Origin of the sequence: Actinosynnema sp. ALI-1.44, from assembly GCF_001984155.1 — a bacterium.
Classification (GTDB): Bacteria; Actinomycetota; Actinomycetes; order Mycobacteriales; family Pseudonocardiaceae; genus Kibdelosporangium.
Genome location: NZ_MTQO01000045.1, coordinates 211919 through 228196, shown reverse-complemented (window position 1 = coordinate 228196; position 16278 = coordinate 211919). Strand labels below are relative to the sequence as shown.

Annotated in this window: 19 protein-coding genes; 10 read left to right on the top strand and 9 right to left on the bottom strand. The window is 68.1% G+C overall.

Annotated features, from left to right (window positions below; genetic code table 11):
- Positions 1-19 precede the first annotated feature (19 nt).
- From ALI144C_RS21695 to ALI144C_RS21675, 5 genes are read right to left on the bottom strand one after another with little or no spacing between them, the layout of a single operon-like run.
- Complete coding sequence (locus ALI144C_RS21695; protein ID WP_076988949.1) at positions 20-676, bottom strand: histidine phosphatase family protein; 657 nt, start codon at positions 674-676, stop codon at positions 20-22.
- A gap of 27 nt (positions 677-703) precedes the next feature.
- Positions 704-1444, bottom strand: a complete 741-nt coding sequence (locus tag ALI144C_RS21690) for an energy-coupling factor ABC transporter ATP-binding protein (RefSeq protein ID WP_441297567.1) — start codon at positions 1442-1444, stop codon at positions 704-706.
- The gene (gene cbiQ / locus ALI144C_RS21685; protein WP_076988947.1) at positions 1435-2196 is read right to left on the bottom strand and encodes a cobalt ECF transporter T component CbiQ; all 762 of its coding nucleotides are present in this window, start codon (positions 2194-2196) and stop codon (positions 1435-1437) included. The genes ALI144C_RS21690 and cbiQ overlap by 10 nt, the downstream gene beginning before the upstream one ends.
- Positions 2197-2532, bottom strand: coding sequence for a PDGLE domain-containing protein (locus ALI144C_RS21680; RefSeq protein ID WP_076988946.1), 336 nt, complete (start codon positions 2530-2532; stop codon positions 2197-2199).
- Positions 2529-3224, bottom strand: coding sequence for an energy-coupling factor ABC transporter permease (locus ALI144C_RS21675; RefSeq protein WP_076988945.1), 696 nt, complete (start codon positions 3222-3224; stop codon positions 2529-2531). The genes ALI144C_RS21680 and ALI144C_RS21675 overlap by 4 nt, the downstream gene beginning before the upstream one ends.
- A 1270-nt stretch (positions 3225-4494) precedes the next feature.
- Here ALI144C_RS21675 and ALI144C_RS21660 point away from each other — a divergent pair.
- The gene (locus tag ALI144C_RS21660; RefSeq protein WP_076988942.1) at positions 4495-4881 is read left to right on the top strand and encodes a histone-like nucleoid-structuring protein Lsr2; all 387 of its coding nucleotides are present in this window, start codon (positions 4495-4497) and stop codon (positions 4879-4881) included.
- Between the two features lie 76 nt (positions 4882-4957).
- On the opposite strand, the gene ALI144C_RS21655 is transcribed toward ALI144C_RS21660, so the two are convergent.
- Together ALI144C_RS21655 and paaI are read right to left on the bottom strand one after the other, a co-directional pair.
- Positions 4958-5542: a TetR/AcrR family transcriptional regulator gene (locus tag ALI144C_RS21655; protein WP_076988941.1), complete on the bottom strand. Its 585-nt coding sequence runs from the start codon at positions 5540-5542 to the stop codon at positions 4958-4960.
- A complete protein-coding gene (paaI, locus tag ALI144C_RS21650) occupies positions 5539-5907 on the bottom strand; it encodes a hydroxyphenylacetyl-CoA thioesterase PaaI (protein WP_076988940.1) in 369 nt (122 codons plus the stop codon). The genes ALI144C_RS21655 and paaI overlap by 4 nt, the downstream gene beginning before the upstream one ends.
- A gap of 75 nt (positions 5908-5982) precedes the next feature.
- Between paaI and ALI144C_RS21645 the strand changes: the two genes are divergently transcribed.
- From ALI144C_RS21645 to ALI144C_RS21635, 3 genes are all read left to right on the top strand, one after another.
- Positions 5983-7158, top strand: coding sequence for a thiolase family protein (locus ALI144C_RS21645; RefSeq protein WP_076988939.1), 1176 nt, complete (start codon positions 5983-5985; stop codon positions 7156-7158).
- A 137-nt stretch (positions 7159-7295) separates the two neighbouring features.
- Positions 7296-7718: a VOC family protein gene (locus ALI144C_RS21640; protein ID WP_076988938.1), complete on the top strand. Its 423-nt coding sequence runs from the start codon at positions 7296-7298 to the stop codon at positions 7716-7718.
- A gap of 114 nt (positions 7719-7832) precedes the next feature.
- Positions 7833-8159, top strand: coding sequence for a hypothetical protein (locus ALI144C_RS21635; protein WP_076988937.1), 327 nt, complete (start codon positions 7833-7835; stop codon positions 8157-8159).
- A 6-nt stretch (positions 8160-8165) separates the two neighbouring features.
- On the opposite strand, the gene ALI144C_RS21630 is transcribed toward ALI144C_RS21635, so the two are convergent.
- Entirely contained in the window at positions 8166-8936 is a 771-nt protein-coding gene (locus ALI144C_RS21630) for an enoyl-CoA hydratase/isomerase family protein (protein WP_076988936.1), read from the bottom strand.
- Between the two features lie 75 nt (positions 8937-9011).
- On the opposite strand from ALI144C_RS21630, the gene paaZ reads away from it, so the two are divergent.
- Genes paaZ through paaE form a run of 6 tightly spaced genes read left to right on the top strand, consistent with a single transcriptional unit; the run spans position 9012 to position 14649 of the window.
- Positions 9012-11045, top strand: coding sequence for a phenylacetic acid degradation bifunctional protein PaaZ (paaZ, locus tag ALI144C_RS21625; protein WP_076988935.1), 2034 nt, complete (start codon positions 9012-9014; stop codon positions 11043-11045).
- Positions 11042-11971 (top strand): 1,2-phenylacetyl-CoA epoxidase subunit PaaA, encoded by a 930-nt coding sequence (gene paaA, locus ALI144C_RS21620; protein ID WP_076988934.1) that lies wholly within the window; start codon positions 11042-11044, stop codon positions 11969-11971. Before paaZ ends, paaA begins: the two co-directional genes overlap by 4 nt.
- Entirely contained in the window at positions 11968-12249 is a 282-nt protein-coding gene (gene paaB, locus ALI144C_RS21615) for a 1,2-phenylacetyl-CoA epoxidase subunit PaaB (RefSeq protein WP_054289097.1), read from the top strand. Before paaA ends, paaB begins: the two co-directional genes overlap by 4 nt.
- A 7-nt stretch (positions 12250-12256) precedes the next feature.
- Positions 12257-13090, top strand: a complete 834-nt coding sequence (paaC, locus tag ALI144C_RS21610) for a 1,2-phenylacetyl-CoA epoxidase subunit PaaC (protein ID WP_076988933.1) — start codon at positions 12257-12259, stop codon at positions 13088-13090.
- Positions 13084-13572 carry a 1,2-phenylacetyl-CoA epoxidase subunit PaaD gene (gene paaD, locus ALI144C_RS21605; RefSeq protein WP_076988932.1) on the top strand — a complete coding sequence of 163 codons (489 nt, stop codon included), beginning with the start codon at positions 13084-13086 and terminating at the stop codon, positions 13570-13572. Before paaC ends, paaD begins: the two co-directional genes overlap by 7 nt.
- 3 nt (positions 13573-13575) lie before the next feature.
- Positions 13576-14649: a 1,2-phenylacetyl-CoA epoxidase subunit PaaE gene (gene paaE, locus ALI144C_RS21600; RefSeq protein ID WP_076988931.1), complete on the top strand. Its 1074-nt coding sequence runs from the start codon at positions 13576-13578 to the stop codon at positions 14647-14649.
- Here the strand turns inward: paaE and ALI144C_RS21595 are convergent, their stop codons facing one another.
- Positions 14650-16209: a sigma-70 family RNA polymerase sigma factor gene (locus ALI144C_RS21595; protein WP_076988930.1), complete on the bottom strand. Its 1560-nt coding sequence runs from the start codon at positions 16207-16209 to the stop codon at positions 14650-14652.
- Positions 16210-16278: the final 69 nt, after the last annotated feature.

Below are 16278 nucleotides of genomic sequence, written 5' to 3'. Positions count from 1 at the left end.
CGCCGGCTCCTGGTTTCGGTCAGTACCCGCCGCTCCGCAGTCGCGCGGGCAGGTGGGCGGTTGTCGCGCTCAGGAACCGGAAGCCCGTTTTCTCGCTGTACGTCAGCGGCAGGATCGAGCAGTTGGGCACCGTGCTCGGCAGCCGGAACCGGTAGAACCACCGCATGTTCTCGCTGTCCGGGACGGCATCGCCGGTCATGATGGCCCAGACGACCACGCGCATGAACATGCCGTGGGTGAAGGCCACTACGTGACGGCGGTCCGACTCGACCAGGTCGGTGAGGAACCGCCGGGCACGCGCGTGAACATCCACGAAGGACTCGGATGCGGGGTCGTCCCGGTAGTCGGGGTCCGCCGTTTCCCAGTAGTCGTCCACGGTTTCCGAGCGCTGTGCGGCCGTCGTCGGGGTGCCGTGGAAACGACCGAGGTACGTGAACTCCTCGATGCGCCATTCCGCCACCTCCGCTGTGGGGAAGCGGGCGATGGTCGGTTCGGCTGTCCGGCGGGCTCGCAGGTAGGGCGAGTGGACCACCAGGTCCGGTGTGTGGTCGAGGATCTGGGCCACGTGCGCCGCCTGTCGTTCGCCCAGCGGGGTCAGCGGATTCGTCGCGGACCCGGTGGTGCGGCTGCCCGCGTTCGCTCTGCTTTCCCCGTGCCGGATCATCAAGACTGTCATGCCTGGACTGTCATCCACGCCGACACACTAGTGGTCGATCCGGAATCCGTACGGCAGTTCGAGCCTGTGCTGCGCGAGCAGGTCCGTGTCGGCCAGGATCTTCTCCGTGGGGCCGTCCGCCACGATCACCCCACCGTCGATCAGGATGCTGCGGGGGCACAACTGCAGTGCGTACGGCAGGTCGTGCGTGACCATCAGCATCGTGCGGTTCAACGACAGCAGCACCTCCGCCAGTTCGCGCCGGGCGATCGGTTCGAGGTTCGCCGACGGCTCGTCCAGCACCAGGATCTCCGGATCGCACGCCAGCACGGTCGCCACAGCGACCCGTCGTCGTTGGCCGAACGAGAGGTGCAGCGGGGACTTGTCGCGCAGATGTGCCATGCCGACGGCGTCGAGTGCCGTTTCGATCGCCGCGGTCAACGCCGTACCGGTCACGCCGAAGTTCGCGGGGCCGAAGGCGACGTCCTCGCCGACAGTCGGCATGAACAACTGGTCGTCCGGGTCCTGGAAGACCACGCCGACCCGCCGCCTGATCTCCTTCAGGTTCGCCTTCTCCACCGGCAGCCCCGCCACCGCGATCCGCCCGGCGCCCGCCCGCAGCACCCCGTTGAGGTGCATCACCATCGTCGTCTTCCCGGCGCCGTTCGGGCCGAGCACCGCGACCCGTTCACCGGGCTCGATCCGCAGGTCCACACCGTAGAGCGCCTGGGTGCCGTCCGGATACGCGTACGCGAGTCCTTCGACCAGCAGCGCGGGGGTCACATCCACAGCGACACCGCGAGCGTGACGGCGAACGCGGCCGCGGGCACCAGCCCGGCCACCCAAACACCAGGTGCGGGGCGCGTCTGGTTCACGTCAGGCAACACACCTGACCAGCCTCGGGACAGCATCGCGATGTGCACGCGTTCGCCGCGTTCGTAGGAGCGGATGAACAGTGTGCCGATTCCCCTGGCCGTCGCGCCGAACTGCCACAGGAACCGGGGATCGTGGCCACGGCTGATGCGCGCGATCCGCATCCGGCGGGCTTCCTCGACGATGACCTCCACGTACCGCATCATCAGCGTCGCGATCGTCACGAACAAGCTGGGCACGCGCAGCCGTTGCAGACCGGCGAGCAGGTCGCGCTGGCTCGTCGTCGCGGCCATGGTCAACGACACCAGTACGCCCAACGTGCCCTTGACCAGGATGTTCCACCCCGCCAACGACCCTTCGACCGACACCGGAAGGCCGAGGAAGTCCGTCCGCCGCCCACCGCCGACGAACGGCAGCAGCACCGCGAGCACCACGAACGGGATCTCGATCACCGCACGCGCCGCGAACCAGCGCAGCGGCACCCCGGCGACGCTCCAGACCGCGATCAGCACGATGAGGTATGCCGCGAACGCGCCGAACTCGCTGCGGGGCGTCGCCACCACGCACAGCACCATCGCCAGTGCCGCGACGATCTTGACGTGCGGTGCGATCCTGTGCACCGGCGAGTCACCCGCTCGGTACAACAGGTGACTGTGCCCCGCACCCATCTACGTGTCCTTGGTGGAACGCTTGCGCAGCAACCAGAAGAAGCCGCCGGCGACCACCAGGGTCGCGATCACCCCGATCACCCCGGCGAGACCGGTCAACGCGTCGTCGCCGCCGACGGAGTAGTCCGCGAGCGGGCTGTCCTTGAGCGCGTGCTCCTTCGCCCCCTGCGCGATGCAGGTGCCCGACAGCTGCTCGTTCTCCCCGACGGTGCACCCTTGCAGCGTCGAGTGGTCCAGACCGTCCGGATCGGAGTCGGCGAAGTACGACACGCCACCCGCGAGGATCAACGCGACAAGGGCGAACCCGACGAAGAACAGGCTACGACGGCTGGTCACGACGCCTCCTTGATCACCAGTGGGCGGGCGGCGCCGCGCAGCAGGTGCACCAGGTCGGGCCGGACCGCACCGACCGCGCCGACCGTGAGCGCCGTGATGACGCCCTCACCGATCCCGATGAGACAGTGCACGCCGATCACCGTCGCGGCCACGCCACCCAACGCGAACGCCGGATCACCGCCGATCGCGAACTCGAGCACGAAGCCGAGCGACGCGATCACCGTGTTGCAGAACGCCGCCACGAACGCCACCGCGACGAGCCCGAACCTGGTCCGAGTGGCGAGTTTCCGCAACACCACCGCGATCAGGTAACCGGACGCGGTGCCGATCAGCGCCATGTTCGTGATGTTCGCCCCCAAAGCGGTCAAACCGCCGTCGGCGAACAGCAACGCCTGCAGGACAAGCACAATCGTCACGCACAACGCCCCGGCCCACGGTCCGACGAGGATCGCGGCGAGCGCGCCGCCGAGCAGATGGCCGCTCACGCCGGGCAGGACGGGGAAGTTCAACATCTGCACGGCGAAGATGAACGCCGCGACCAGCCCCGCCATCGGCGCGGTGCGGTCGTCGAGGTCACGCCGCGCGCCGATTGTCGCGAACACCAGGCCAAGCACGGCGACCGCTCCGAACAGGATCGAGGTGGGGGCATTGAGCAGGCCGTCGCTCATGTGCATCGCCACGGAGGTGGTCATGCGGGGCCTCCTTATCCGCGTCGTCTCACCCTAATCGCCACACACGCGTTGTCACCAGGCTCTGGCAACAGCGCACGTACCTGATTCGCCGCCGTCGGGCGGGGCGGCCTGGACGAAAGTCGTGGTCGCCGCGAAATGTCGGCCGCGCTGCTCCGAACGGCCCACGCCGGGTGATCCGGATTGACCGCCGGGATACCGGCACTGCCGTGGCCCGCGCTCAACGACATCGGGGCGGCGGCCCGGCTGCCAAATTTCCCGGGTGTGAATTTTCTCGCCACGGATCCGTGGCACGGGGCGAAAGGGGACAACTCGGCCGACAACACGGAGGCGTTCCGGAAGGCGATCGACTCCGCCTCGGCCGCAGGCGGCGGGCCCGTGATCGTGCCGAAGGGCGACTATGTCACCGGGCGATTCATCTCCCGAGCAACGTCGACTTCACCCTGGAATCCGGGGCTGCCCCGAAGTTCGGGCCGCGACGCGTCGGAATTCGCCTGCCGTCCTCGTGAACCGCTCGCCGATGGTCGATGCGCACGGCCAGCCGAACTTCGGGGTGACCAGAAGTGGCATCCTGGACGTGAACGCCACTTCGTCGTGGGACAAGTGGGCCCCACCGCGCCTGGCTGGAATCCCGGATCGTGACCGATCCGGCCAAGCGGGTCTTTCCCGGATCCGGGCACATCGCCATCAAGTCGGGCAAGGACGAGGACGGGCGCGCGATCACCTGCGACAGCGAGTGGACCGCCGGTATCCGGAACGCCCACGCCCGCAAGTCGAATGTCATTGGCGGGACCGAGTGCGCCCGGTGCGTCAAGTCCGACACCAAACGTGGCGGTTTCTCGCAGAACATCAACCTCGGCCGAGTCCCGGACGCCCTTCCGGCGTTCCTCCCTGTTCCGCACGGCGACGTACAACGGCCAGACGAGGAAGTTCCTGCCCGCGTTCGGGCGGTTTACCATCACCAACTCGCCCTGTGTTCGACCTCAGCGGCCTGTCGAACGGCTCACGCAAGGGCGCACGGCGGCCGACTGTAAGTTCACCGGCGTGTCGGACACGAGCAACAACCTCAAGAACGTGGACGGCCGAGAGTTCACAAACGTGGCGGTCAACGGAAAACCTATCTGATGGCGGTGGGATGCGCCACGCCGGAACGCCGGTAGTTGCGAAGTGCGGGTAGTGACAAACTATAGTCTCTCTTAACTCCCCGCTCCGGTAGATTCCATCGGCGGGAGTTACCCATTGTCACCACTGTCGCAAATCGAGGTAACCTTTAATGGCTCAGAGGGTCACCGTCCAGTTGGTTGATGACCTCGACGGCACCGCCGCCGACGACATCAGCACCGTGAGCTTCGCACTCGATGGCGTGAGCTACGAGATCGACCTCACTGAGGCCAACGCCGACAAGTTGCGTTCCGGCCTCGAGGAGTTCGTGAACTCCGCCCGTCGCACCGGCGGTCGCGTCAAGCGCGGCGCCGCCCCGACCAAGCGCGCCGGATCGCCCGCGAGCCGGGAGCAGACCAAGGCCATTCGTGACTGGGCCCGGCAGAACGGCTTCGAGCTTTCCGACCGCGGTCGTATTCCGGCCAACGTCATCGAGGCGTTCGAGGCCGCGCACACCGGCAAGGGCAAGAAGAAGGCTGAGCCGGCATTCTCATCGTGATGCGGACGCTGGAAGTGGCCATGGGGAGAGCCACTTCCAGTCGTGCCGGGAGGACATCCGCCCGCGGGGTTTTCCGCTAGCGGGTCCGCAGGCCGTCGAAGGTGATCGCGCAGACCGCGTCGGCCAGCTCCCCGTCATCGAGCCCCCCGCGGGGGCGGTACCACTCGATGAGTGAGTTGACGGTCCCGAACAGCAGCCGCGCCGTCACCGACGGGTCGACGTCGGGCCGGACGTCGCCTTCGGCCTCGGCCTGTTTCACCAGTTCGGTGACCAGCAGGTCGAATTCGCGCCTGCGGGCCAGCGCGGCGCGTTCCACCTTGGTGTTCCCGCGCACACGCAGCAGCAGTGTGACGAACGGCAGCCGCTCGACCAGCACCTTGATACTGCCCCGGACCAGGAATTCCAGCCGGTCGATGGCCGGGCCGTCGAGCCTTTTCGCCTCGTCGGCGACGGCGGACAGGGCGTCGAGCGCCCGGTCGACCGCCAGGCGCAGCAGTTCGTCCTTGCTGGCGACGTGGTAGTAGATCGCCGATTTGGTGATTCCCAGTTTGCGGGACAGCTCCTCCATGCTGGTGGCCTCGTACCCGCGTTCGTTGAACAGTTTGACCGCGACCGCGAGCAGCGATTCGAGGTCATATCCGGGGCGTCCTCGTCGGGTCATCGGTTGATCACCCGGCTGCGGCCGCGGAACTCGGCGATCACTTCGCCGTCGCGCTTCACCGTCACGTCGTAAATCCCGCTCCGGCCGTAGCGTGTCTTTTCCTCGGCGTGCGCTATGAGAACATCGCCCGCCCGCGCCGGGGCGACGAACGTGATATCGGCTCCCGCCGCGACGGTGACCGGCCCGTGGCTGTTGCACGCGAGAGCGAAAGTCGTGTCCGCGAGCAGGAAAACGTAGCCGCCGTGCGCGATGTCGTGGCCGTTCACCATCTGTTCTGTGACCAGCATCCTGGTGACGGCGCTACCCTCGGCTGCTTCGATCAGTTCGATGCCCAGTGCCCGTGACGCCGCGTCGGCCTCGAACATGTCGTGCGCCGCATTGTGTGACACCGGATTCACCACCCTTGCCAACTGACCGAACGGACGGTTGATAATAGCGGTATGGGTGAGGCGTTTGTTGTTGACGGTGTCCGGACAGCGCAGGGCCGGTACGGCGGGATGCTCGCCGGGGTACGGCCGGATGACCTCGCCGCCCTCGTGGTGGCCGAGGCGGTGAGCCGGGCCGGGGTGGCGGCCGACGAGGTCGACGAGGTGATTCTCGGCGCGGCGAACCAGTCCGGTGAGGACAACCGCAACGTCGCCAGGATGGCGGTGTTGCTGGGCGGGCTGCCGCACACGGTTCCCGGGTACACCGTGAACCGCTTGTGCGCCAGTGGGTTGACGGCCGTCGCATCCGCCGCGCAGGCCATCAAATCCGGTGATGCCGACATCGTCATCGCGGGCGGTGTGGAGTCGATGACGCGCGCGCCATGGGTGATGGCCAAACCAGGAACCCCATGGGCCAAACCGGGCGAAGTCGCCGACACGTCGTTGGGCTGGCGGTTCACCAACCCGAAGTTCCCGGCCAAGAGCACCATTTCGATGGGCGAGACGGCCGAGGAAGTGGCCACTCTGGACGGCATCACCCGCGAGGACTCCGACGCGTTCGCTCTGCGCAGCCACACGCGTGCGCTCGCCGCGATCGACGCGCGACGGTTCGAGCGCGAGATCGTCGCGGTGCCTGTCAAGGACGGAACCGTCACGGTCGACGAAGGACCACGGCGCGCGACGACGCTCGAGAAGCTCGGCCAACTCAAGACCGTCTTCCGCAAGGACGGCATCGTGACCGCCGGTTCGTCGTCTCCGTTGTCCGACGGTGCCGCAGCCCTTGTGCTCGCGAGCGAGGCCGCCGTGGAGCGCCTGGGCCTCAACCCCCGCGCACGGGTTGTCGCCAGCGCGAGCGCAGGTGTCGAGCCTCACATCATGGGATTGGGTCCGGTTCCCGCGACCGAGAAAGTGCTCGCGCGCACAGGGTGGCAGCGTGACGACCTGACCGTCGAGTTGAACGAGGCGTTCGCCGCGCAAAGCCTGGCGGTGATCCGTCGGCTGAAGCTCGACGAGGAACGCGTCAACGCAGACGGCGGCGCCATCGCGTTGGGTCATCCCCTCGGCTGCTCCGGTGCTCGCCTGGTGGTCACTCTGTTGGGCCGGATGGAGCGCGAGAACAGCAACCGGGGGATCGCCACGCTGTGCGTCGGCGTCGGTCAGGGCGTGACGGTCGCCTTCGAGCGCCCTTGAGCGTGCGCGCGTAGGTTTCGCACCCCGGCGGAGCACGGGAGAAATGCACCGGTAATCACGACAGAGGGTGTCGTGATTCCTTGGCAGGGTGACCGGTGACCATCGGGCGGTCCGACGGTCGCTAGGGAGGAGTGCGAGTGGGATCCCAAGCCAACCCATGCATCACGTTCAACGGCAACGCGCGGCAGGCGCTGGAGTTCTACCGGGAGGTGTTCGGTGGCGATCTCCAGGTGGCAACGGTCGCGGACTTCGGCTCACCGGACTCGGCCAACGGCGACCAGGTCATGCACGCCCGGCTCGACACCGCCGCTGGGTACACGCTGATGGCATGGGACTTCCCGGACGACCGGCCAGGCCACCCGCCTTACCGACCGGGCAACAACGTGGCGGTCTTCCTCGGCGGCGACGATGACGAACTCCGCGACTACTTCGAGAAGCTGTCCGTTGGCGGCACCGTAACGCTGCCCTTGGCGAAGCAGGTATGGGGCGACGAGGCGGGCTCGCTGGTGGACCGGTTCGGCATCAGTTGGATGGTCAACATCACAAACCAACAGCGCTGACCGACCACCGAGGTGCTCCGACGGTTCCCGGACGCACCGATGGTGCCGGTGCTGGGCAGGTGATCGCCGAAATTCAGGCGCGCTTTCCCCAGTTCAGCCGATAGGAAGTAGGACATGCACACCATCCGGCGTGACGAGGACGACGAGCTCATGGGCTACCTGGTGCCTGTGGGCGACCACTGGCAGCCCACCACCGTTTTCAACGCCGCGCTGGGCGATCCGACGAGCTACGACGAGGCCGAGCGGATAGTCCGCAACATCGGGCTGTCGGCGCTGATGGGCCGCTGGCAGGTCGAGTACGAGGGCGAGTGGCGCGACGTGTGGCTGCAGGAGGTCCGGCCGGACAGCGTCCGGGTCTACTGGGGCGACCCGATGGTCGACCAGAAGAACCTGAAGGCGCAGTGGCTCGACGCCCGAACGCACACCTTCCGCCGCGCCTAGGCGCGGCTAACGCCCTTCGAACTTCGGGGCCTCTTTGGCCAGGAACGCGTCCACGGCGTTGCGGTGGTCCTCCGTGACGCCGAGGCGCGCCTGACCGGCGTACTCGGTCTCCAGTGCCTGGCTCAGTGAAGCGGCCATGGCCGCCTTGGCCTCGGCGTACGCCACGGTCGGGCCCGCCGCGAACTTCGCCGCGAGTTCGGCGGTCTCGGCCGCCAGGTCGTCCGGTTCGGCCAGGTGGCCGACGATGCCCCAGGCAAGCGCGTCCTGGGCGGAGAACGTGTTCGCGCGCAAGACCAGTTCGCTGGCGCGCGCGGCGCCGACGGCCCTGGCCAGCGTGACGGACAACCCGGAGTCGGTGGTCAGCCCGATCGCGGTGAACGCGGTGCCGAACTTCGCGGTCGCCGACGCGATCCGCAGGTCGCAGGCGAGCGCGAAACCCAGCCCCGCGCCGACGCACAGGCCGTTGACGGACGCGATGACCGGCTTGGGCATGGTCGCCAGGCCGAGCACGATCGGGTTGTAGTGCTGCTTCACAGTGCTGAACGCGGTGGCCGCGTCCGCGCGCAAGGTCTGCGCGTGCTCCTTGAGGTCCTGGCCGACGCTGAAGGCCTTCCCCGTCCCGGTCAGCACGACCGCGCGGACGCTGGAATCCTCGCCGACCTCGGTGACCGCGTCGACCAGATCGGTCTTCACCCGAGTGGTCAACGCCGCCGACGTCATCGTGATCGTGGCTACGGCACCGTCGCGGACAAGCGTCACACCGCTTTCATCGGCCATGGCGCCAAGCTACCATGCCTACTGAACGGACGGTTAGTAATTCGGCTCCTGACGCACCCATGGAGGTCGACGAGGATGGCTCCGCTGCGCAGTTATGTGTCCGGTCGATGGCACACGCCCGACGCCGAAGGCGCGCCACTGCACGATGCAGTCACCGGCGAGGAGATCGCCCGGATCTCGTCGGCGGGCGTGGACATGGCTGCCGCGCTGGCCTACGGCCGCGAGAAGGGCGCCGAGCTGCGCGAGCTGACGTTCCACCAGCGCGCCGCGTTGCTCAAGACGTTGGCCTCCTACCTGATGGAGCACCGCGACGAGCTCTACGCGCTGTCGCACCGAACAGGCGCGACCAAGGGCGACAACAAGTTCGACGTCGACGGCGGCATCGGCACGCTGTTCGGGTTCTCCAGCAAGGGCAGGCGTGAGCTGCCCAACGACACCGTCTACGTGGACGGCAACCTCGAACCGCTCAGCAAGGGCGGCACGTTCCTCGCGCAGCACATCTGCACGCCGCTGCGGGGTGTCGCGGTGCAGATCAACGCGTTCAACTTCCCGGTCTGGGGCCCGATGGAGAAGTTCGCGCCCGCGTTCATCGCCGGGGTGCCGAGCCTGGTCAAGCCGGCGAGCCAGACCGCGTACCTGACCGTCCGGCTGATCGAGCTGATCATCGAGTCCGGCATCCTGCCGGAAGGATCGCTGCAGCTCGTCGCGGGCAGCGCGGGCGACCTGCTCGACCACCTCACCGAACAGGACCTGGTGTCGTTCACCGGGTCCGCGTCCACCGCGCAGCGCCTGCGCGCGCACGAGAACGTGATCCGCCGGTCGGTCCGGTTCAACGCCGAGGCCGATTCGCTCAACTGCTCCATCCTCGGCCCGGACGCCACGCCGGGCACGCCCGAGTTCGACCTGTTCGTCAAGCAGTTGGTCACCGAGATGACCGTCAAGGCCGGGCAGAAGTGCACCGCGATCCGCCGGGCCTTCGTCCCGGCCGCGCTGCTGGACGACGTCGCGCAGGCCGCGGGCGAACGCCTCGCCAAGGTCGCCGTCGGCAACCCGGCCAACCCGGACGTGCGGATGGGCGCGCTGGCGAGCCTCGAACAGCGCGAGGAAGTCCGCCGGTCGCTGAAAGCACTGCTGGAAGTGGGCAGGGTCGTGTTCGGCGACCCGGACCAGGTGTCCGTTGTGGATGCCGACGCCGAGCGTGGCGCGTTCATCTCGCCAGTCCTGCTGGTGGCCGACGACGCGAGCCAGGCGCAGCCGCACGAGGTCGAGGCGTTCGGCCCGGTCAGCACACTGATGCCGTACCGCGACACGCAGCACGTCATCGAACTCGCCGCACGCGGCCAAGGCAGCCTCGTGGGGTCCGTCGTCACCGGCGACGCGGCGTTCGCGCGTGACGTCGTCATCGGGGTGGCGCCGTGGCACGGCCGTCTACTCGTCACCGACAACGAGAACGCCAAAGAGAACACGGGCCACGGTTCACCGTTGCCCGCGCTGGTGCACGGCGGTCCCGGTCGCGCCGGTGGCGGCGAGGAGATGGGCGGTATCCGGGGCGTGCTGCACCACATGCAACGCACGGCCGTGCAGGGCAGTCCCCGTGTGCTCAGCGCCGTGACCAACCGGTGGGTCCCGGGAACCGAACGCACCGAGGGCGAGCACCCGTTCCGCAAGCACCTCGAAGACCTGCGCCCCGGTGACACCGTCGTGGCCGGGCCGCGTGAGGTGACCATGGCCGACATCGAGCACTTCGCGGAGTTCACCGGCGACACGTTCTACGCGCACATGAACGAGGAAGCCGCCGCGGCCAACCCGTTCTTCGGCGGCCGCGTCGCGCACGGCTACCTGGTGGTGTCCTTCGCCGCGGGCTTGTTCGTCCAACCGGACCCCGGCCCGGTGCTGGCCAACTACGGCCTGGAGAACCTGCGGTTCCTGACGCCGACCTTCCCCGGCGACTCGTTGACGGTCACGTTGACCGCCAAGCAGATCACCCCGCGCCACGACCAGGAATACGGCGAAGTCCGGTGGGACGCCGACGTGACCAACCAGAAGGGCGAGTCCGTCGCCAAGTACGACGTGCTGACCCTCGTGGAAAAACGGGAGAAGCAGTCGTGAACCTCGAGGACCACTTCGACGAGACGATCGCGCGTGACCAGCGGATCGAGCCGCGTGACTGGATGCCGGACGGCTACCGCAGGACGATGGTCCGGCAGGTCGCGCAGCACGCGCACTCCGAGATCATCGGCATGCAGCCGGAAGGCGACTGGATCACGCGCGCGCCGTCCTTGCGCCGCAAGGCGATCCTGCTGGCCAAGGTGCAGGACGAGGCCGGACACGGGCTGTACCTGTACTCGGCGGCCGAGACACTGGGCGCGGACCGCGACGACCTCACCGAGCGGTTGATCGAGGGGCGGCAGAAGTACTCGTCGATCTTCAACTACCCGACGCTGACGTTCGCCGACGTCGGCGTGATCGGGTGGCTCGTCGACGGCGCCGCCATCTGCAACCAGGTTCCGTTGTGCCGCAGCTCCTACGGGCCGTACGCGCGGGCGATGATCCGGATCTGCAAGGAGGAGTCATTCCACCAGCGCCAGGGCTACGAGCTGCTGATGACCATGATGAGCGGCACGCAGGCCCAGCGCAACATGGTGCAGGACGCGACCAACCGCTGGTGGTGGCCGTCGCTGATGATGTTCGGCCCGCCGGACGCGCAGTCGACCAACACCGCGCAGTCCATGGCGTGGAAGATCAAGCGGCACACCAACGACGAGCTGCGGCAGCGGTTCGTGGACATGAGCGTGCCGCAGGCCGAGAAGCTCGGCGTGACCCTGCCCGACCCGGACCTGAAGTGGAACGCCGAACGCGGCCACCACGACTTCGGGCAGATCGACTGGGAGCACTTCAAGGAAGTGGTCAGCGGCAACGGCCCCTGCAACGAGATCCGCCTGACTCGCCGCCGCCAGGCGCACGAGGACGGCCAGTGGGTGCGTGACGCGGCCGCCGCGTACGCGGCGAAGCAGCAGAGGGAGGCTGTGGCATGAGCGACTGGCCCTTGTACGAGGTGTTCGTGCGCGGCAAGCGCGGCCTCAACCACGTCCACGTCGGGTCGTTGCACGCCGCCGACGACGAGATGGCCGTGCGCAACGCCCGTGACCTGTACACGCGTCGCAACGAAGGCGTGAGCATCTGGGTTGTGAAGGCGGACTTCATAACGGCGTCGAGCCCGGACGAGAAGGACCCGTTCTTCGCGCCGAGCGGTGACAAGGTCTACCGGCACCCCACGTTCTACGACATCCCCGACGACGTCCCCCACATGTGAGTGCGCCATGTCCTTTGACAACGCCTACGAGGCGCTTACCGAAGACAACGACACCCGCTGGGCGTTCGGCACCGGCTTCGTGGACCCGCTCGCGGGCATCGACACCAGCGTTCCGTCCGGTGTGGACGCCGCCGAGCTGGCCCGCTCGTGCCTGTGGCTCGGCGACGACGCGCTGATCATGTCGCACCGGCTGCAGGAGTGGTGCGCCGCGGCGCCGGAACTGGAGGACGAGGTCGCGCTGGCCAACATCGGCCTCGACCTGCTCGGGCAGGCACGCCTGCTGCTCGCCCGCGCGGCCAAGGCGGATCCGTCGCTCGTGCCCGCGGTCGAGCAGTCCGATGAGGACGCGCTGGCGTTCTTCCGCGACGCGGCGGACTTCCACAACGTCCGGCTGGTCGAGCTGGGCGGCGGCGACTTCGCGTTCCTGATGGCCAGGCTGCTGGTGTTCAGCACGTGGCGGCTGGCCGTTTTCCAGCGCCTGGTCGACTCACCGGACCAGGTCGTCACGGCGATCGCGGCCAAGGGAATCAAGGAACTGGCCTACCACCGCGACTACGCGGCCCGCTGGGTGGTCCGCCTCGGCGACGGCACGGACCTGTCGCACGAGCGGATGCAGGCCGGGCTCAACGCGGTGTGGCCATACGTCGACGAGCTGTTCGACAGCGACACTTCAGACGGCGCAGCGCTTCGCGCCGAGTTCGACGCTGTGATGTCGCAGGTCATCACGGCTGGCACGCTCAGTCGGCCACCTGCGCGCGAGGCCGCGGAGACCAGGAGCCTGGAGCCGTTGCTGGCCGAGATGCAGAGCGTCGCGCGCGCCCACCCGGACGCGACATGGTGAGCGCCCGTGCGGTGGCCGAGACGGTCACCGATCCCGAACTGCCCATGCTGACCCTGGCCGACCTCGGTGTGCTGCGTGACGTCACGGAAACCGAGAACGGCGTGGTCGTGACCATCACGCCGACGTACACCGGCTGTCCCGCGATGGACGCGATGCGGGCCGATCTTTCAGTCGCGCTTCACAACGCCGGGTACGACGCGGTCGACGTCCGCACGGTCCTGTCGCCCGCGTGGACCACCGACTGGATCACCCCGGCCGGCCGGGCGAAGCTCGCCAAGGCCGGGATCGCGCCGCCCGGCCGGGCTCAGCGCACCGACGGCCCGATCCCGTTGACTCTCACCGCGCCACCGAAACGTGTGGCGTGCCCGCAATGCGGCTCGCCGGACACCGAGTTGCTCTCGGAGTTCAGTGCGACGGCCTGCAAAGCGCTCCGCCGCTGCCGTGCGTGCGCCGAACCGTTCGAACACGTCAAGGAGATCTGAGAAGTGACCACCTCCTTGCGACGCAGGACTGATTTCCACGAGCTGACCGTGGCGCACGTGGAGCGCCTCTGCGACGACGCCGTCGCGGTGACGTTCGACGTGCCGCCCGAGCTGCAGACCGAATACGAGTTCCGTGCCGGGCAGTCGTTGACGCTGCGGAAGGTCATCGACGGCCGGGACGAGCGGAGGTCGTACTCGATCTGCGCCATGGTCGGCGCGCAGCCGCGGATCGGCGTGCGCGAAGTGCCCGGCGGTGCGTTCTCGCCGTGGCTCGTGCACGAGGTCAAGCCGGGCGACCGCGTCGAAGTCCTCCCACCGACCGGCACGTTCACCCCCGACACGGAGCCCGCCCGGCATGTCCTGCTGGCGGCAGGCTCGGGAATCACGCCGGTGATGTCGATCCTGTCGACGGTCCTGCGTGACCCGGCGGCGACAGCGGTGGTCCTCTACGGCAACCGCCGCACCAATACGGTCATGTTCGCCGACGAACTCGCGGATCTTAAGGATCGCTACACAGCGCGGATGGAGCTGGTGCACGTGCTGTCCCGCGAACCGCGGGAGGCCGAGCTGTTCACCGGACGACTCGACGGCGAGAAACTGCGGACCCTGCTGCCCTTGCTGCTCGAGGTGGCCACGGTGGACCACTGGTGGCTGTGCGGCCCGTTCGGCATGGTGACCGACGCCCGCGCGGTCCTCGCGGAACTCGGCGTGCCCCGTGACCGGATCCACTTCGAGCTGTTCTACGTGGAGGACACCCCGCCCGAGCAGGTCCACCACGTCGACCAGGCGTCGACCGGACCCAGTGCGGAGGTGACGGTCCGGCTCGACGGAAGGACCACCACGGCGGTCGTCCCCCGCGACACGACCCTGCTGGAAGGCGCCCAGCGCGTGCGCCCGGACCTGCCGTTCGCGTGCAAAGGCGGGGTGTGCGGCACCTGCCGGGCCAAGGTGGTCAGCGGGAAGGTCCACATGCGCCGCAACTTCGCACTCGAGGACGCCGAGGTGGACGCGGGGTTCGTGGTCACGTGCCAGACCGTCCCCACCTCGGACGCCGTGGAGATCGATTTCGACCAGTGACTACCGCTGCTGCGAGAACCCCCACGGCGGCAGGGTCACGGTTCGGGTCACGACCTGGCCGTCGGCCGTCAGTTTGACGGTCGCCGTCCGGTCCTGGCCCGGCCACGTGACCACCTCCAGGTCGACCACCAGATCCTGGCCCGCGCCCGCCTTGCCGGTGCAGTGCGCCGTGGCACCGGCCGTCTGACAGGTCCTGCTCTTCACGATGCTGGCTTTGGGCAGGGCGACCATGACGTCCACCGGGGTCAGTTTCTCGGCGGTGCCAGGCACGGTGATGGCCAGCTTCACCCACTTGATGAGCTTCCGCTCGGTGGTCACGCCGAACGACCACTTGTAGGGCTGCGGTTTCGGCGTGGTGACCGGTGCCGTTGTGAGTGGTGCCGTTGTGGGTGGTGTCGTGATGGGTGGGGGAGCCGTGGTCGGCGGGGACGGCAGCACCTGCGTCGTCGTGGGCGGTGTGGTTCTGCCGGGTTGTGTCGTGGACGACGGCTGGGGTGTCGTGTCCACGGGTTCCTGCTGCGGGACCGAAGCCGGGGTCGGGACCGGGATCGGGGCCGGGGCGACCGGAGGCGGACCCGGGGTGACGCGGACGTTCGCTGGTTCCTCGTCCGCCACCGCGATCGCGTGCGGGGCACCGGTGGCGGACAGGCTGACGATCGTCGTGACAGCCATCGCGAGACCTGACACCGACGCACCGACCAGTTGCGTGCTGGCGCCCTTCGACGCCCCACCAACGACGCCCGCCCCAGTCGACACAGCCGCGAGGGCCCCGGCTGCCGACGCGGCTGGCGCGGTGGCCAGGTATCCGGCACCGGCGACCCCGAGCACCGAGATGGCAACCAGCGCGGGCAACGCGGTGTTGATCTCCGTCAGTTCCGCGGCGAGCGCACGGCAACGCGCGCAGCTGTCCAGGTGCACTTCGAGTTGGGTGCGCTCGCGCCGCGACAAGGCGTTCCGAGTCCACGCACCGAGGCGATCGACCGACGCTCGGCACAACGCTGCGTCCACTGTCGCCACATGCGCGCGTAGATACGCCTGACGCAGGCCTTCGCGGGCGCGGTAGGACAGCGCGGCGACGCCGTTGGGCGTCATACCCATGAGCTGCGCGACCGCAGCGGGTCGGTAGCCCTCCACCTCGGTGTACCAGAGCACCATGCGCCAGCGTTCCGGCAGCAATCGGTACGCCTCGGTGATGAGGGTGCGTTCGGGCGCGATGCTCGCCGAGTCGGCCACCGTTTCGCCCTGTTCGAACACTGTGTCGTCGTCGACGAACGTGACTCGCTTGTCCCGGCGGCCGTGTTCATAGGCGGTATTACGCAGAGTGGTCAGCAAATAGGTGCGGAATGCGTGATCCGGCCCGCCGTTGCCCTTGAGCGCCTGGAGGACCTTCATGAATGCCTCGGACACCAGGTCGTCGGCCATGTTCGGGTCCCTCGTCAGGTGGCGCGCGAGATTGCGAGCGGCCGCGCTGTGCCGCTCGTAAAGCATTTGGTAACCGGCGTTGTCACCCTGTCTGACCTGACGGATCAGGTCGAAGTCGCTCGCGTTCTCAGTGGTCATGCGCGCTCCTCATCCACACCATCGACACCGGACTGACCAGTTCTATGACGTCGAACCGTTATGAGGTGG

Excerpts from the sequence above, each read along its gene's own strand:
- ALI144C_RS21695 (WP_076988949.1), bottom strand. The coding sequence starts at position 676 with ATGACAGTCTTGATGATCCGGCACGGGGAAAGCAGAGCGAACGCGGGC.
- cbiQ (WP_076988947.1), bottom strand. The coding sequence starts at position 2,196 with ATGGGTGCGGGGCACAGTCACCTGTTGTACCGAGCGGGTGACTCGCCG.
- ALI144C_RS21675 (WP_076988945.1), bottom strand. The coding sequence starts at position 3,224 with ATGACCACCTCCGTGGCGATGCACATGAGCGACGGCCTGCTCAATGCC.
- ALI144C_RS21660 (WP_076988942.1), top strand. The coding sequence starts at position 4,495 with ATGGCTCAGAGGGTCACCGTCCAGTTGGTTGATGACCTCGACGGCACC.
- ALI144C_RS21655 (WP_076988941.1), bottom strand. The coding sequence starts at position 5,542 with ATGACCCGACGAGGACGCCCCGGATATGACCTCGAATCGCTGCTCGCG.
- paaI (WP_076988940.1), bottom strand. The coding sequence starts at position 5,907 with ATGTTCGAGGCCGACGCGGCGTCACGGGCACTGGGCATCGAACTGATC.
- ALI144C_RS21645 (WP_076988939.1), top strand. The coding sequence starts at position 5,983 with ATGGGTGAGGCGTTTGTTGTTGACGGTGTCCGGACAGCGCAGGGCCGG.
- ALI144C_RS21635 (WP_076988937.1), top strand. The coding sequence starts at position 7,833 with ATGCACACCATCCGGCGTGACGAGGACGACGAGCTCATGGGCTACCTG.
- ALI144C_RS21630 (WP_076988936.1), bottom strand. The coding sequence starts at position 8,936 with ATGGCCGATGAAAGCGGTGTGACGCTTGTCCGCGACGGTGCCGTAGCC.
- paaZ (WP_076988935.1), top strand. The coding sequence starts at position 9,012 with ATGGCTCCGCTGCGCAGTTATGTGTCCGGTCGATGGCACACGCCCGAC.
- paaB (WP_054289097.1), top strand. The coding sequence starts at position 11,968 with ATGAGCGACTGGCCCTTGTACGAGGTGTTCGTGCGCGGCAAGCGCGGC.
- paaC (WP_076988933.1), top strand. The coding sequence starts at position 12,257 with ATGTCCTTTGACAACGCCTACGAGGCGCTTACCGAAGACAACGACACC.
- paaD (WP_076988932.1), top strand. The coding sequence starts at position 13,084 with ATGGTGAGCGCCCGTGCGGTGGCCGAGACGGTCACCGATCCCGAACTG.
- ALI144C_RS21595 (WP_076988930.1), bottom strand. The coding sequence starts at position 16,209 with ATGACCACTGAGAACGCGAGCGACTTCGACCTGATCCGTCAGGTCAGA.